The sequence below is a fragment of the Streptomyces sp. NPDC051286 genome (assembly GCF_044455345.1).
GTDB lineage: Bacteria > Actinomycetota > Actinomycetes > Streptomycetales > Streptomycetaceae > Streptomyces.
In genome coordinates this window covers 38,015-52,961 of sequence record NZ_JBITER010000014.1, presented here as the reverse complement: position 1 = coordinate 52,961, position 14,947 = coordinate 38,015, and the positions used below count along the sequence as shown (strand labels likewise).

Below are 14,947 nucleotides of genomic sequence, written 5' to 3'. Positions count from 1 at the left end.
CGCAGACCGGACGCTGAGACGGTGGCCGCTTCCGTCCCCGGACCAGCCCCGACGGGCACGCCCAGGATCGGCCGAGGCCCGGAAGGCGGTACCGCCCCCGCGATCACGGCCTCCGCGCCGGCGGGGGAGGCAGACGGAGTGCCCGGAGTACGTCCAGAGAGGGGAGGCGCGCGCAGTGCATTCCGCGGCCGCCCGGTTCATCGAGACCCCCACGGCACTGTCGGCACACACACTTGCCGAAGCAGGGAATCAGGACCGTGACTGGTTCGGGGGAGCGCGCAATCGATCGATCCGATGGCCACACGGAGGATTCACTTGATTCCGCCGCGTGTTCGAGCCGGATAGGGCGCGTGGCGGGTCGAACCCGTACACCACGATCCTGCCGGCTCCTACCGGTCCTGGCTCGACTCCGCTACCTGCGATCACCCGTGAGTCTCGGCATTCGACGGCGAAAGGCCTTGCCCGCCCAGGTCACCTCGCCGTCGTCACCGTGCCGAACACGTCGGTGGTGTTGGTGACCAGCGTGCCGGTGCCGGAGGTGCCGCGGGCGAGGTTGTACGTCTTGTGGCCGCCTCGCGTGGTGTCGTACAGCTGGTACGTCGAGCCCGACAGGTACGAGCCGACGGTGACCGTGCCGGAGTAGAGGGTCTTGCCGGTGCCGGTCTCGATGCCCTGGTACTCGTGGAGCTTCTTGCCGGTGGCGGCGTCGGGGCGACCGCACGAATGGGGGGCCGTGCGGAAGATGTGAGTTGCGGTGCGGGTGATCCGTGCGGTGGAAGCGTGGCATCAAGGTCGCGTACATGTCAGGACCCCGAGGTGATGTTGGCCGAAAGCCGTCTGCCTGATCTGTGTTTCGGCGCAATGAACGGGCGCCGTTCCGGATGCGCAATCTCCGGAACGGCGCCCTGTCCTCGAGGTTCGAGTGACCTAGCGGAGGGTTTTACGGGAAGGACAACTTCCAGCCATCGATGTACCCGGTGTCACCGGCGTACATGTCCTGGACCTTCAGCTGCCAGGTGCCGTTGGCCGGGGCGGAGGACGCGTTGACCGAGTAGGTCTGGTGCACGTCGGCCGCCGAGTCGGAGATGCTGTTGTTCTTCAAGCGGTACGACGTCCCGTTCGGGGCGACCAGGTCGATCCGGAGGTCACCTCGCCAGGTGTGCACGATGTCGACCGTGACCTGAAGGTTCGACGGGGCGTTGCCGCTCACCCCGGAGACGGTTATCGGCGAGGTGACCGCCGGGCCGGCGTCCGGGATCGACACGTTGGACTGGTTCTCGAACACGGTGCCGCCGGGGTTGCCGCCGCCACCGGAGCGCGAGCCGACCGCGACCGCCGCCCAGGCGTCCATCACCGCGTTGTACTCGGGGCTGGAGGTGCCGTACAGCTCACCCGCCGCCGCGAGCGTGCCGGTGCGGGCCGCGGCGTAGTTGGTGGAGGCGGTCCACTTGGTGGTCAGCGCCCGGTACCAGATCTGCAGCGCCTTGGCCCGGCCGATGCCGGTGACCGGAAGCCCGTCCACCGTGGGCGAGTCGTAGCTGACGCCGTCGATGACCTTGGCGCCGCTGCCCTCGCCGAGCAGGTAGAAGAAGTGGTTGGCGATACCGGACGAGTAGTGCACGTCCTTGTTTCCGGCGGTGGAGGTCCAGTAGTCGAGGGAGGCGCCGTCCTTGCTGGGCTTGTCCATGTAGCGCAGCGGGGTGCCGTTGCCGTTGATGTTGATCTTCTCGCCGATGAGGTAGTCACCGGGGTCCGAGGCGTTGTTGGCGTAGAACTCCACGCCGGTGCCGAAGATGTCGGACGTGGCCTCGTTCAACCCGCCGGACTCGCCGCTGTAGGTGAGGTTCGCGGTGGCGGAGGTGACACCGTGGCTCATCTCGTGGCCGGCGACGTCCATCGAGGTCAGCGGGTTGTTGTTGGCCGAGCCGTCGCCGTAGGTCATGCAGAAGCAGCTGTCGTCCCAGAAGGCGTTGACGTAGTTGTTGCCGTAGTGGGTGCGGGAGTAGGCGCCCACGCCGTCATTGCGGATGCCGCTGCGACCGAAGGTGTTCTTGTAGAAGTCCCAGGTCTCGGCGGCGCCGTAGTGCGCGTCCGCGCCCGCGGTGGCGGCGTTCGTGTTGGTGCCGTCGCCCCAGGTGTCGTTCGTCTGCGAGAACAGCGTGCCGGTTCCGGACGAGCCGTGGTTGAGGTTGTACGTCTTGTGGCCGCCGCGCGCGCCGTCGGTCATCGTGTACGTCGACCCCGACTGCGTGGTGGTCAGGGGGACCTGCCCGCTGTACCGGGTGTTGCCGGTGCCGGTCTGGATGCCCTGGTAGCGGTAGAGTTCCTTGCCGGTGGAGGCGTCGGTGATGACATGCAGCTGGTTGGGGGTGCCGTCGTCCTGGAGGCCGCCGACCACCGTCTCGTACGCGAGAACCGGCGTGCCGCTCGCCGCCCAGATCACCTTGCGGGGGGCGCCGTCGGCATCGGTCCGCGTCGAACCCGCGTCCTTGGCGGCGGCCAGCGCCTGCTGTTCCGCCTTCGAGGCGGCGATCGAGGGTGCGAGCGAGGCAACCTTGATGGTGGCCTTGGAGCCCCTGATGACCTGCTTGGTCTTCCCGGCCGAAGTAGTGTCGACGATCATGTCGCCGCCGAGGACGGGGAGTCCGGCGTACGTGCGCTCGTAGCGCGTGTGGACGGTCCCGTCGCCGTCCTTGACGACGTCCTTGACGACCAGCTTCTCCTGCGCGCCGAGGCCGATGTCGCGGGCGGTGTCGGCCTTCGCCGCGTCGGCGGTGCGGATCAGTTCGGCGCGCTGCGAGGGGGAGAGCTTCACGGCCGTGTGGGCGGGGTTGATCTTCGACGGGGCGGGCCCGGCCGGGGCGGCGCTCGCGGTGCCCGCCTGGACGGCGGCGGCCAGCAGGGCGGAGACGCCGACGAGGGCGACCACCGCGGCACGACGGGAGGGGGCGTGGGCGGTGGGTCTGCGAGAGGAACTGCGTCTCAACACTGTCTCCTTCTGCGTGGCCGCGGATCGCGCGGCCAAGGGGGGCCGGACGGCGGGTGACCGTCCGGGCAGAACAAGGCGGAACGCGGAACCAGATGCACGAAGGTGATGAGCCACGACACAGCGGTGGCACAGCGGGGCTGCTGTGGAGTGACCTTGGGAAGCCTGACAGGAGAACGCGTGAGCTGTCAGGTGCGCATCAAGAACTTGGCTGGAATCGGTCGTTGGCCGGATGGTCATGCTCGCTGTACGAACCGTTCACCGAAGTGGGTCGGCGCCGCCGGTCCGTCATCCGTGCCACGAGCGCCACAGCGCCGCGTACGCCCCGTCCGCCGCCACCAGGTTGTCGTGCGGCCCGACCTCGGTCAGTCGGCCGTCCTCCATCACCGCCACACGGTCAGCGTCGTGCGCGGTGTGCAGGCGGTGCGCGATGGCGATGACGGTACGGCCCTCCAGCACGGCGGCCGGCGCGCGTTCGGTGCGGCGGGCGGTAGTCGGGTCGAGGAGGGCCGTCGCCTCGTCGGGGATCAGGGTGTGCGGATCGGCCAGAACCATCCGGGCCAGGGCCAGTTGCTGGGCCTGGGAGCCGTCCGTACGGTGGCCGCCCTCGCCCAGCGCGGTGTCCAGACCCTCGGGCAGCTCGCGCACCCAGTCGTCGGCGCCGACGGCGGTGAGGGCCGCCCACGGCTCCTCGTCCGTGGCGGACGGCTCGGCGACCCGCAGATTGTCGGGTACCGTGCCCAGGAAGACATGGTGCTCCTGGGTGACCAGGACGACCTGACGGCGCGTCCGCTCCGGTGCGAGACCGGCCACCGGCACCCCGCCCACGGTCACCGAACCCGAGGTCGGCGCGTCGATGCCCGCCAGCAGCCTGCTCAGCGTCGTCTTTCCGGCGCCGGAGGGGCCCACGGATCCCGTCCTGCCCGCCCTGGTGATCTTCCAGACGGACGGCGCCCCGGACACGAAGACGCCCGCCACCCAGGCGCTCACGGCCGCCGCGAAGGACCACCCGGCCGTCTTCTTCTCCTTCATCGCCTTCGGCGACCCGGAGAACAAGGACTTCGACTACCTCCGCAAGCTCGACCGCCTTGCGGGCGTTCTTCGCGACCGTCGAGCCCTCGCCGGGTGCGGCGGCCGCGATCTGGCCGAGCCCGCTCGGTCAGGGTACGGCGCTGGGCCTGCGGATGGGCCGATAGGCCGGCTGTTGCGGGGGCGGTGCTTGTCACGGTGTTCCTTCGCTGGGTGGCCGTGGCCGTCGGGTGGGGGCCCGGCCGTCCTGCGCGGGGCGGGTGGCCGGACTACGGGCGGTGCGGGGACGTTCCTCTGACTGTCAAGCCGCCGGCGCGAGATCGGTCTGTGTGATTCGTTCCGTTGGTGCGGTGGTCAGGGCGCGATAGACCTCGCGGGCGACGAGTCGTCAGGCAGCACCGTACGGTGACCGGCGCCCGGCACGGAACGTCGGCCCGGTCGGCGGCATCGTCTCAGCGGCACACCGGTCGCTGCGTGGCGGTGGGGCCGCCGCTCATGCCAGCTCTCCGACGTCCACGGGCAGCTCGGCCAGGCGCCATTCGAGCATGCCGTCGTCGAGACGGATCGCGCGTCGACCGCGGTCGGTCAGCAGGCGCACCGCGTCGTAGGCGAGGACGCAGTACTCGCCACGGCAGTACACGACGATCTCGGTGTCCTCGGGCAGTTCGTTGATCCGCTCGACCAGCTCCTCCATCGGGATGGAGAGCGAGCCGGGGATATGGCCGGCCCGGTACGCCGTGCTGGGTCTGGACCCCCTGTACGTCGCCAACGAGGGCAAGCTGGTGGCGTTCGTACCGCGCGAGCACGCCGACGCCGTCCTGGACGCGATGCGGGTACACCCGCTGGGTACGGAGGCGAGGGTCATCGGAGAGGTGGTGGCGGACCATCCGGGCATGGTGGTGGCTCGCACCGGCCTGGGCGGCACACGGGTGGTCGACCTGCCGATCGGGGAGCAACTGCCGAGGATCTGCTGAGGGTTGGTCAGCCGCGGGCGCCCGGCCCGCGCCGCCGGGCCCCTGGGCGGGACAGCGGCGCCGCCGCCCGTCCCGGGGTACCGGGCGCCCGGCGGAAGAGCGGACGGCGGGGGCGGCATCCCGGACCCTATGCTGATCGCAGAGCTCGATGGGAGCGAAGTGATCATGGCCGAAGACGACGGGAAGCTGGCCGAGGGGCAGCGGCGGCATTGGCAGGACACCTACGCCGCCCATCCCGGCATGTACGGTGACGCTCCCTCCGACCCGGCCGTCCACGCCGCACAGGTGTTCCGCTCGGCCGGGGCCGCGGACGTCATGGACCTGGGCGCCGGGCATGGCCGCGACGCCCTGTACTTCGCGCGCGAGGGCTTCGCCGTCCGGGCCGTCGACTTCAGCCCGATCGGCCTGGCGCAGTTGCGGGGCGCCGCCCGCGCCCAGGGGATCCGGGGACGGGTGACTACCACGGTGCATGACGTGCGGGAGCCGCTGCCGCTGCCCGACGCCTCCGTGGACGCGGTCTTCGCCCACATGCTGCTCTGCATGGCCCTGTCCACCGAGGAGATCCACGCACTGGTCGACGAGGTGCGCCGGGTCCTGCGACCCGGTGGCATGTTCGTCTACACCGTGCGGCACACCGGCGACGCCCACTTCGGCGCCGGAACCGGGCACGGCGACGGCATCTGGGAGAACGGTGGCTTCGCGGTGCACTTCTTCGCCCGGGATCTCGTCGACGCCCTCGCCGACGGCTGGGAATCGAACGAGGTCCACGCCTTCGTGGAGGGCGGACTTCCCCGCCGTCTGTGGCGCGTCACCCAGACCCGGCCGCGGTAGCGCCGCCGCGCGCTGACCACGACGGCACTTCTTGCACCAGGAGAGCGTGAATGGTCTCCGCCGCTTGTGGGTACGGCCTACCAGGTTGTGGTGGTTCCGCGTCGCGTTGGCGGGTCCATGCCATGTCATGCATTTGCCACGCACGGCCCTCTTGTCGAGGACATGCCCATGATGCATTAGTTATCTCGGTGGATGAATCCATCCACTGTCGACCGAGAACCAGCGCACGGGTCGACCCCAGCTCAGCAGCATGGGAGTCACACATTGCGCACTTCTAGGTATTCCAGACCGGCCGCGCGGAAGAACTCCGCACGGTTGGCTGCGTTGACCGCGACGGCCATCGCCGTCCTGGGTTTCCCCGTCGCCCAGGCGACCAGCGCCACGGCAGTCACTCAGGGCACCGCCGCAACCGCGGCCATCGGCTCGCACGGCGAGGTTACCGGCGCCGTCACCGACAGCTCCGGTAAGGCGCTCGCCGGCGCCTCCGTCGTGGCCGGTGACTACCGGGCGACCACCGACGCCCAGGGTCATTACACCCTGACGATCCCGCCCGGCACCTATGACATGGCGGCGTACGGCTACGGGTACAAGGCCAAGAAGGTCCGCGGCGTCGTCGTCGACGCGGACGGTACCGTCACGACCAACTTCGCGCTGGACGCGGTGCCCCACCAGACCGTCACCGGTAAGGTGACCGATGGCTCCGGCCACGGCTGGCCGCTCTACACGAAGATCACCATTAACGACGTGCCTGGCGCCCCGGTCTTCACCGACCCGTTCACCGGCGAGTACAGCGTCGACCTTCCTGAGGGTAACGACTACACCCTGAACTTCACGTCCGTGTACCCCGGCTACAAGGCCGTCACCAAGCAGGTGACCGTGGACAACGCGGCGCAGACCGTGAACGTCGCGGTCCCGGCGGACGCCCAGGAGGCCAAGGCGCCCGGTTACGAGGTCAAGCGGTCCGGCTCGACCGAGCCCTTCGACTCCACCACCGACGCCCCCGCGGGCTGGACCATCGTCAATGCCGACGGCACCACCGGCGGCTGGTCCTTCACCGACATCGGTAACCGGGGCAACAAGACCGGCGGCTCCGGCGCCTTCGCCATGGTCGACAGTGACAAGATCGGCGCAAGCAAGAAGCAGGACAGCTCGCTGATCACCCCGGTCTTCGACCTGACCGGTAACAACAGCCCGCAGCTGGAGTTCGACACCGACTACAAGAGCTACAGCAACCAGACCGGCAACATCGACGTCACCACCGACGGCGGTGCGACCTGGACCAAGGTCTGGAACCGCACCACCACCCTGACCGGCCCGGCCCACGTCGAGGTTCCGCTGACCGACTACGCCGGGAAGCCCGGCGTGCAGCTGCGGTTCCACTTCACGGGTAGCTACGGCTACTGGTGGGAGCTCGACAACGTGTTCGTGGGCAAGCGGACCTACGAGCCCGTCAACGGTGGTCTGGTGGCCGGTACGGTGAAGGACGCCAACACCGGCGACGGCGTCGTCGGCGCCACTGTCGTCAACACCGACTCCCCGCAGGACAAGGCCACCACCACGGCCACCCCGGACGACCCGGCGCTCGGCGGCAGCTTCTACTGGATGTTCACGTCCAAGACCGGCAGCCACACCTTCACCGCCTCCAAGTCGCACTACGCCGACGTGGACAAGACGGTGGACGTGGCGGCGGACACCACCAACAAGGCTGACTTCGGCCTGAAGGCCGGCAAGCTGGCGTTCACCTCCAACTCGGTCGACAAGACGGTCGGCTGGGGTGCGAAGGCCACCCAGGACCTGACGGTGAAGAACACCGGCGGGGCACCTGCCAGCCTCACCCTGGGCGAGCAGCCGGGCGGTTTCACCCAGCAGGTCAACGGCGGCGCGCCGCTCAACCTGGTGGAGGGTGACTACTCCCCGCTGGCCCTCAGCAAGGGCAAGACCGCGGATGCGGCTCCGGCCGCCAACGCGGCGGGTGACGCCTGGCAGCCGGTGGCCAACCTGCCGGGCGCGGTGCAGGACAACATCGGTGCCGTCTACGACGGCAAGGTCTACTCCGGCTTCGGCTACACCGGCAGCGCGGACAGCAACGCGCTGTACGCCCTCGACCCCGGCGCCGGCACTTGGACCAAGCTGGCCTCCGCGGCCGACACCCGTGAGGGCAATCCGGCCCACGGCTTCATCGGCGGCAAGCTGTACGTGGTCGGCGGCTGGGGTGCCAGCGGTGCCCCCGACGCCAAGCTGGAGGTCTACGACCCGGCGTCGAACAGCTGGTCCACCAAGGCGTCCTCGCCCAAGCCGTACGCTGGTTCGGGCAGCGCGGTGCTCGGCGGCAAGCTGTATGTCGTCGGCGGCTGCACCAGCACCTGCGGCACCACGGACGTCACGGTCTACGACCCGTCGTCCGACAGCTGGTCCCAGATCGCCTCCTACCCGGAGCCGATCGCCTGGCAGTCCTGTGGCGGTATCGGCGGCAAGCTCTACTGCGCCGGTGGCAACGGCGGCAGCAGCTCGACCAAGCACGCCTACGTCTACGACCCGGGCGCCGACAGCTGGTCGTCCGTCGCCGACATGCCCGCCGACCTGTGGGGTTCGGCGTACGGCGTGGGCAGCGGCAAGCTGGTGATCTCCAGCGGTGTCGTCAACAACAGCTCCGCCATCACCAACCAGGGCTTCGCCTTCGACCCGGCTGCCGGCAGCTGGTCCGCCCTTCCCAACGCCAACACCAGCGTCTACCGCGTGGGTGCTGCCACCGGCTTCTACAAGATCGGCGGCAACCCCGGTGGCAGCAGTACGCCGCCGGTGTCCACCGTCGAGGTGCTGCCCGGCTACGACCAGGGCGGCGAGTCCTCGGACGTCTCCTGGCTGTCCACGAGCAAGGACAAGGTGACGCTCCAGCCCGGGGAGAGCACCACGATCACCGTCGGCCTGGACTCCACGGTCGCCGAGGTCACCCAGCCCGGCGACTACACCGCGGTGCTGACCGCCCAGACCGACACCCCGTACTCGGTCGCCAACGTCGGCGTGAAGATGCACGTCAACCCGCCGAAGGACTGGGGCAAGTACGCCGGCACCGTGCTCGGCGAGGACGGCAAGGGTGGCACCACGCCGCTGGCCGGGGCGACCATCCAGATCAACGCCTCGACGACGAGCTACACCCTGCGGACGACCAAGGAGGGCACCTACGGCCTGTGGTTCGACAGCCGCCTCAACCCGGTCAAGGTGATCGTGTCCAAGGACGGCTACCAGCCGGTGACCACCACGGTGAAGCTCGCGAAGGGGGGCACCGTCACCGGTAACTTCACGCTGAAGAAGGTCTCGTGACCCAGTTCCGGTGAAAACAGCGCGGGCCGGTCCCTCGGGACCGGCCCGCGTCGCGTTCAACGGCTGGTCGCCGTTCAGACCGCGCGCCTCTTGTACAACTCGCCGACGTTCGCGCGCGGTGCGGGACGGTGGTGTGCGGCGGGGCCCTCCGCGAAGGCGCGCAGGAGGTTTTCCGTAGTGCGGGTCACGAAGGTGCGGGTACGGGCGTCCATGCCGTGGTCGCGGCCGCCGTCGGGGGTGCCGGCCATGAGCCCCTTCACCCAGCGCATGGTGCCGGTCGCGAAGACGCCCGCGCCGCCGCTGACCGTGTAGTACGCCGAGTCACTGTGGCTGCGCCGCCCGTTGCACACCAGCGGAGAGTGAGCCGTGATCTCCAGCGGTGCGGGGACGGGCGCACCCGGGGTGACCCGGTCGTACTCGACGCCGACCAAGTGGTCGAAGCCGTCTGCGGGGCGTACGCCCGTCCCCTCGTGCAGCCAGTGGTCCGCCGCGTGGACGACATACGGCGCGTCCGTCGAGTAGCCCTCGTAGAGCACGCCCGTGAGTGACGACTCGGGGTCGGCCGCGGGCGCCTGGCGGAAGTCGGTCGTCGCCACGGCGGGGCGGGTCGCGTAGCAGGGGTCGGACCGGACGGAGGACTTGTAGCAGACGACCGTGCGGTCGGGCCGAGTCCCGCCCTCTTCGAGCCGGATGCGGCGGAAGCAGGTGTTGGCGCCCAGGAAGGCGATGTTGGCGCCGGCATTCGGGTGTACGCCGACAACCCGATCCGTGCCGGTCGGACTGGCCGTAGGTTCACGCCATGACGATCGTTGACGACATGGACTACGAGTTCCGCACTGCCCGGCCTGAGGACGCCGAGGCCATCGAGGCACTCGACGGATCCTTCATCACCCGCACCATCTTCCACGTGGCCGTCTCCAAGGCCGGGTTCGCCCTCCAGGAGATCCCGGTGGCCCCGCCCATTCACAAAGTGGAAGTACCAAGGCTTCCCATCGATGTCAGCGAGGCCAGCGCGTGGTCCGTCGTCCCACTCCAACTCGGCGTACATGCTCGAAGCCGTCCGCTCAACTGCGGGTAGTCGCCGCACCCTCTCTGTGACGGCAATCTTTCCGTCCTGGCGACGCGTCAGGAAAGTCAGCAAACGGTCAGCGTGAGTCCTGCAACACCTGGGGACAGCTGATCGAACATGCGAATCGTTGTAGGCTCCGAAGGACGCCCTTGACCCGCAGGAAGCAGGCAGGGAGCAGACAAATCGGGAGTTTCTCCGTGTTTCGTACAATGTTCAAGTCCAAGATCCACCGTGCCACCGTGACCCAGGCCGACCTGCACTACGTCGGTTCCGTCACCGTGGATGCCGCACTCATGGAAGCCGCGGATCTTCTGCCCGGCGAGCTCGTGCACATCGTCGACATCGACAACGGTGCTCGACTGGAGACGTACGTCATTGAGGGCGAACGCGGCTCCGGCGTCATCGGTATCAATGGCGCCGCCGCCCACCTTGTCCACCCCGGCGACCTCGTGATCCTGATCAGCTACGCGCAGGTCGACGACGCCGAGGCCCGCACGCTGACCCCGAGCATCGTCCATGTGGACGCGGACAACCGGATCGTCGCGCTCGGCGCCGACGCCTCCGCGCCCGTGCCGGGCACCGCCACCGAGCGGAGCCCGTACGCCGTGCCCGCCGCCAACTGACCGTTCCACCGTTCCTGTGGACTGAGCAGGACTGAGTCCGCTCGGACGCCGTCGGCCGCGTCCGCGTCGTCGTACGTGCCGCGCTGGCGGACACCCTGGCACCGACCCTGGCCCTGCTGGCCGAGGAGACCGGTGATCGGGCCGCGGACATCCGTACGGTCCGGGTCGAGGGGGCATGGACGCGGTTCGAAGCCGGCAACCGCGACGGCTGTCTGGAGCTGGTGGCCGCTGCCGCAGACCGGGTGACGGACGCCGATGCGATCGTGCCGGCCCAGGCGTCCAGGGCCGACGCCGTCACCCGGACAGTCACGCGGATTCCGGTCCCCTTCAGTCCCCGGCCCGGGCTTGCTGCCGCGGCCGTGGCCGCCCGATCAGAGGTCGCCCGGCAGGCTCTGAGCCGCCGCACGGGCTCTCGTCCGGTGGCACGGAACCCGTACGTATGCTCTCGGCAGGCGCGGGCAGCTGCTCCGGGAGACGGTGGACAGGAGATCCGCCCGCGCTTATGGAGCCCGAGATGACCAACCCGTATCCCGAACCCGTGCCGCCTCCCGACCCCGTGCCGCCCGCGCCGACGCCCGGACCTATGCCCGGACCTCCCTCGCCGCTGCCGGGGCCGACACCTGCCCCGCCCGTACCCGGCCCGGTGCCGCCCGGTCCTTCACCGGACCCGATTCCCCAGCCCCCGTCGCCCAACCCCGAACCGGTGCCGGAGCCGGAGCCCACACCCCGCCCCGCCGAATGACGAGTGAAGGCCGGACGGCTACTCCGTGTGCTGGGGGCCGATTCCGAGGAGGGAGTCGGCGTGTCCCGCCCCGCTCTCCTCGGCGATCGACTCCAGCGACTGGGCGTCACGCACCGGCGCGAATCGAACGGCCTCCTCACCCGGGCTGCCGCTCCCGGCGCCGACCGTGCTGAACCCGTATACGGCGGGCCTCGGCAGACTGTTGTACGACCAGGGGGTCGAGAAGTAGTACGCGCCGGTGTCGTACAGCACCACGAAGTCGCCCTCCCGCAGCTCCGGCAGTTCCCGGGCGTGTGCCACGACGTCCCCGGCGAAACAGCACGGTCCCGCGATGTCCTGGACCAGCGGCGGTCCGTCCTTGGGGCGCCCCTCGGCGTCGAACGCACCGACCCGCAGCGGCCAGGACTCGGGCATGAAGACGGTACGGGTGGCGATCTGGGCGCCCGCGTGGGTGAGCGCGATACGGCGGGAGCCCGCGTCCTTCGTGTACTCCACCAGTGCCCCGATGAAGCCGTTCTTCGCGAGCAGCGACCGGCCGAACTCCGTGACCAGCTCGTACCGGCCGTCGAAGAGCCCCGGGGCCGCTTCGCGCAGCGCCGCCACATAGTCGGAAAAGGTGGGCCGTACGGAGTCGTCCTCGAAGTTGACGGGTAGTCCGCCGCCGAGGTCGATGCTGGTGATCTGCCGGGCACCGAGGGTTTGGTTGATCTCCTCGGCGAGTCGGTACGTCTCCGCGACCCCGGTCGCGATCAGCTCCAACGAACAGCCCTGGGAGCCGACGTGGGCATGCAGCCGGGTCAGCCAGGAGTGTTCGGCGAACGCCCGGACGACACTCTCGCGCGCGCCGGGGTCGTGCAGCGCCACGCCGAACTTGGAGGTCGGCGTCGCGGTGCTCATCGCACTGATGGAGCCTCCGCCCACCTGCGGGTTGATGCGCAGTCCGATGACGGAGACCGAGCTCCGGGGGCGCAGCGAGGCGATGCGCCGCACCTCCTCGAGGCTGTCGGCATTGAGTGCCACACCGAGCGCGAGCGCCTGGCGGATCTCGTCGCGCGTCTTGGCGGGGGAGTCGAGGACGATCGCCGAGGGTGCGAATCCGGCGTCGAGGGCGAGCCTCAGCTCACCGGGGCTGGCGACCTCGCATCCCATGCCGCAGTCGGCGAGCAGCCTCAGCACGGGGACGAGGGCCGCGGCCTTGGCGGCGAAGGTGTGCAGCACGGTGGCGGGCGTGTCGGTGAACGCGCCATGGAGGGCGGCGACCGAGTCGCGCACCCCGTCGGTGTCGATGAACCCGGCGACGGGCCGGCCCTCGCCGAGCAGCCCGGTTGCGACAGCGTGGCGGACCGCGGCGGCGACACGCGCGGAGGACGAAGGGCCCGGAGCTGGCGTGGTGAGAGGCATACGGCGAGAGTCGGTGATGGGAGCCCCGCAGGTCTCTGTCGAGCAGAACAGGATCGGCGCCGGACCTTGGCCGCAGGGCCAACGACCATACGAATCAGGGACAAATCTAGCCGTTCAGCCGGACGGCGAGGGTGATGAGCAGCCGGGTGTCGGGGTCGTCGAGATCGACGCCGTACCGCTCCCGGGCGCGGCGCAGCCGGTACCGCAGCGTGTTGGGGTGCAGGACGAGCTGCCGGGCGGCCCGGGCGATGTCGCCCGACGCGTCGAAGTAGGCGGCGAGGGAGCGGACCAGCTCGCCCCCGGTCGCCAGGTCGGACCGTACGAGGTCGTGCACCGGCCCGCGGCCCGCTTCCCAGACGGGCCGTACGGCGTCCAGGATCCGCAGGACGTCCAGGGAGGGACCGACCTCGGCCGCCCCGGCGTACCGCGGCGGCTCAGGATCCCAGCCGCGCGCGGCGCGGTTGCGCAGCACTCGTACGACCAGCGTCGCCTCCTCGCAGGAGGCGGCGGCCCGCAGGGCGGTGGGCACGACGGGACCCGCACCGACCCGGACCGGCGCAGAGCCGTGCATCGACACGGCGAGTGCGTCCAACTCGCGTGCAAGGCCGAGCACTTCCCTGTCCCGGCCGCGCTCGACGGGCAGCAGCACCAGCAGCCGGTCCCCGTCGCGCAGCACGCGGACCGAGGGGCGGTACGAGGATGCGTGCAGACCGAGTACATCGAGGACGCGGTCGGCCGACGGCCCTGCCGCGCCGTCGCGTTCGGCCACCAGGACCGCGCACGGCGCGTCCGGTGGCAGCCCCAGCGACCAGGCGTGGGTGCGCCGGTCCCCGCACCCGTACAGCAGACCGCGCAGCGCATGGTTCCTCCGGCGCACGGCCCCGCTCGCGCGCAGCCGGTGCTGCACGAGGTGGGGGGCGGCGAGTTCAGCTCCGCGCCGCAGCGCGTCCGCTGCCTGCGCGGAGAGCGCGCGCCCGTCCGTGGCCGCCCAGATGGAGCCGAGGACTTCGGAGCCGCTGCGGACCGCGATGATCAGTCGCTCGGGGCTGTCGCCTTCGGCGGCCCGGTGGATGACGTCCCGGGACGTCCACAGGGCGCGGAGGATTCCGCTGCGCCGGAGCTCGGCGACGCGCCACTCGGGAACCCTGCCGCCGAGAATCGTGGACCGGCGGACCCCGTCGGCCTCGGGGCGGGTGGCGGAGTGGGCCAGCACCCGGAAGTGGGTGTCCTCGATAGTGATGGAGCCCCCGGTGTGCTCGGCGATGGCCGAGGCGAGGGCTGTCAGCCCGCCGACTGAGGTGTCCGCTGTGATGGCCGTGTCCCCGGCACGGCCCGTCGCGGCGTAGGAGAGCGCGGAACGCAGCAGAGTCGCGGTGTCGGTCCAGTCGGCCCAGGCCGCACGGGCGAGCAGGGCGATGCCCGACTCCTCGGCGGCGGCCAGTACTTCGGGCGCCGCGGGCACCCCCTCCGTATCGCGGAGCACTACGGCGCAGGCGCCGCGCCGGGCGGCCTCGCGGACCGGGCCCGCCGCATCGGCGGAGGAGGCCGGCGGGCCGACGGCCAGCACGATGCGCTGTTCGAGTGGCTGTGCCTGCCCTTCGTCGCCGACCGCCACACCGCGGACGCCGACGACGTGGTCGGCGGGCGCGAGCAACAGACGGAGGGCGCCGCCGTCGTCGAACGCCAGGATCTCGCGGAGCGTGACCCCGGATTGCGGCTCCCGCTCCGGCTCGGGCACGTCGCGCCTCGTCATGGGAACCGAGCATACGAGCGACCGGCCGATGGCAGGACCAAGTACGGCGGCGCCGGCTACTCCGGTCTGCAGGCCGAGGACTACCCCTTCGGCGGCGTGTCCACGCCCTCCTCCGACAACTCCAAGTCGAGCATGATCGCCGTTCATGAGATAGGCCACTCGGTGGGCCTCCTGGACGACGAGTACACGTACCCCTCGTACGGCACCTGGACCGGCGG

General features: G+C 70.3%; 9 protein-coding genes and 5 pseudogenes. 7 read left to right on the top strand and 7 right to left on the bottom strand.

Annotation, left to right across the window (positions count from 1 at the left end; genetic code table 11):
* Positions 1-477: 477 nt before the first annotated feature.
* The 3 genes and pseudogenes from ACIBB8_RS16550 to ACIBB8_RS16540 all read right to left on the bottom strand — a co-directional run.
* Positions 478-708: pseudogene (locus ACIBB8_RS16550) on the bottom strand (peptidase M4 family protein); the annotation flags it as partial.
* A gap of 232 nt (positions 709-940) precedes the next feature.
* Positions 941-2,986 carry a M4 family metallopeptidase gene (locus tag ACIBB8_RS16545; RefSeq protein ID WP_398952633.1) on the bottom strand — a complete coding sequence of 682 codons (2,046 nt, stop codon included), beginning with the start codon at positions 2,984-2,986 and terminating at the stop codon, positions 941-943.
* Between the two features lie 288 nt (positions 2,987-3,274).
* A pseudogene (locus ACIBB8_RS16540) lies at positions 3,275-3,907 on the bottom strand (ATP-binding cassette domain-containing protein); the annotation flags it as partial.
* Between ACIBB8_RS16540 and ACIBB8_RS16535 the strand changes: the two are divergent.
* Positions 3,900-4,067 (top strand): annotated as a pseudogene (locus ACIBB8_RS16535) (VWA domain-containing protein); the annotation flags it as partial. The pseudogenes ACIBB8_RS16540 and ACIBB8_RS16535 overlap by 8 nt on opposite strands.
* Before the next feature lie 441 nt (positions 4,068-4,508).
* On the opposite strand, the gene ACIBB8_RS16530 reads toward ACIBB8_RS16535, so the two are convergent.
* Positions 4,509-4,709 (bottom strand): rhodanese-like domain-containing protein, encoded by a 201-nt coding sequence (locus ACIBB8_RS16530; protein WP_345509430.1) that lies wholly within the window; start codon positions 4,707-4,709, stop codon positions 4,509-4,511.
* Positions 4,710-4,749: 40 nt separating this feature from the next.
* Between ACIBB8_RS16530 and ACIBB8_RS16525 the strand changes: the two are divergent.
* The 3 genes and pseudogenes from ACIBB8_RS16525 to ACIBB8_RS16515 form a co-directional block, all read left to right on the top strand.
* A pseudogene (locus tag ACIBB8_RS16525) lies at positions 4,750-4,989 on the top strand (AIR synthase-related protein); the annotation flags it as partial.
* Between the two features lie 129 nt (positions 4,990-5,118).
* The gene (locus ACIBB8_RS16520) at positions 5,119-5,820 is read left to right on the top strand and encodes a class I SAM-dependent methyltransferase (RefSeq protein ID WP_398952631.1); all 702 of its coding nucleotides are present in this window, start codon (positions 5,119-5,121) and stop codon (positions 5,818-5,820) included.
* 324 nt (positions 5,821-6,144) lie between these two features.
* Positions 6,145-9,141: a carboxypeptidase regulatory-like domain-containing protein gene (locus tag ACIBB8_RS16515; RefSeq protein WP_398952629.1), complete on the top strand. Its 2,997-nt coding sequence runs from the start codon at positions 6,145-6,147 to the stop codon at positions 9,139-9,141.
* Between the two features lie 74 nt (positions 9,142-9,215).
* Here the strand turns inward: ACIBB8_RS16515 and ACIBB8_RS16510 are convergent, their stop codons facing one another.
* Positions 9,216-10,013: a N,N-dimethylformamidase beta subunit family domain-containing protein gene (locus tag ACIBB8_RS16510; protein ID WP_398952627.1), complete on the bottom strand. Its 798-nt coding sequence runs from the start codon at positions 10,011-10,013 to the stop codon at positions 9,216-9,218.
* On the opposite strand from ACIBB8_RS16510, the gene ACIBB8_RS16505 reads away from it, so the two are divergent.
* Positions 9,941-10,219: a hypothetical protein gene (locus ACIBB8_RS16505; protein WP_398952835.1), complete on the top strand. Its 279-nt coding sequence runs from the start codon at positions 9,941-9,943 to the stop codon at positions 10,217-10,219. The genes ACIBB8_RS16510 and ACIBB8_RS16505 overlap by 73 nt on opposite strands.
* A gap of 188 nt (positions 10,220-10,407) precedes the next feature.
* Complete coding sequence (gene panD, locus ACIBB8_RS16500) at positions 10,408-10,833, top strand: aspartate 1-decarboxylase (RefSeq protein ID WP_398952625.1); 426 nt, start codon at positions 10,408-10,410, stop codon at positions 10,831-10,833.
* 760 nt (positions 10,834-11,593) lie between these two features.
* On the opposite strand, the gene ACIBB8_RS16495 is transcribed toward panD, so the two are convergent.
* A complete protein-coding gene (locus ACIBB8_RS16495; protein ID WP_398952623.1) occupies positions 11,594-12,976 on the bottom strand; it encodes a diaminopimelate decarboxylase in 1,383 nt (460 codons plus the stop codon).
* Between the two features lie 106 nt (positions 12,977-13,082).
* Entirely contained in the window at positions 13,083-14,729 is a 1,647-nt protein-coding gene (locus tag ACIBB8_RS16490) for a PucR family transcriptional regulator (protein WP_398952621.1), read from the bottom strand.
* Between ACIBB8_RS16490 and ACIBB8_RS16485 the strand changes: the two are divergent.
* Positions 14,610-14,879, top strand: a pseudogene (locus tag ACIBB8_RS16485) (hypothetical protein); the annotation flags it as partial. The gene ACIBB8_RS16490 and the pseudogene ACIBB8_RS16485 sit on opposite strands and share 120 nt — an antisense overlap.
* Positions 14,880-14,947: the final 68 nt, after the last annotated feature.

Coding starts and splice junctions, on each gene's coding strand:
- ACIBB8_RS16520 (WP_398952631.1), top strand. CDS start 5,119: ATGCTGATCGCAGAGCTCGATGGGAGCGAAGTGATCATGGCCGAAGAC.
- ACIBB8_RS16530 (WP_345509430.1), bottom strand. CDS start 4,709: ATGGAGGAGCTGGTCGAGCGGATCAACGAACTGCCCGAGGACACCGAG.
- ACIBB8_RS16490 (WP_398952621.1), bottom strand. CDS start 14,729: ATGACGAGGCGCGACGTGCCCGAGCCGGAGCGGGAGCCGCAATCCGGG.
- ACIBB8_RS16505 (WP_398952835.1), top strand. CDS start 9,941: ATGACGATCGTTGACGACATGGACTACGAGTTCCGCACTGCCCGGCCT.
- ACIBB8_RS16495 (WP_398952623.1), bottom strand. CDS start 12,976: ATGCCTCTCACCACGCCAGCTCCGGGCCCTTCGTCCTCCGCGCGTGTC.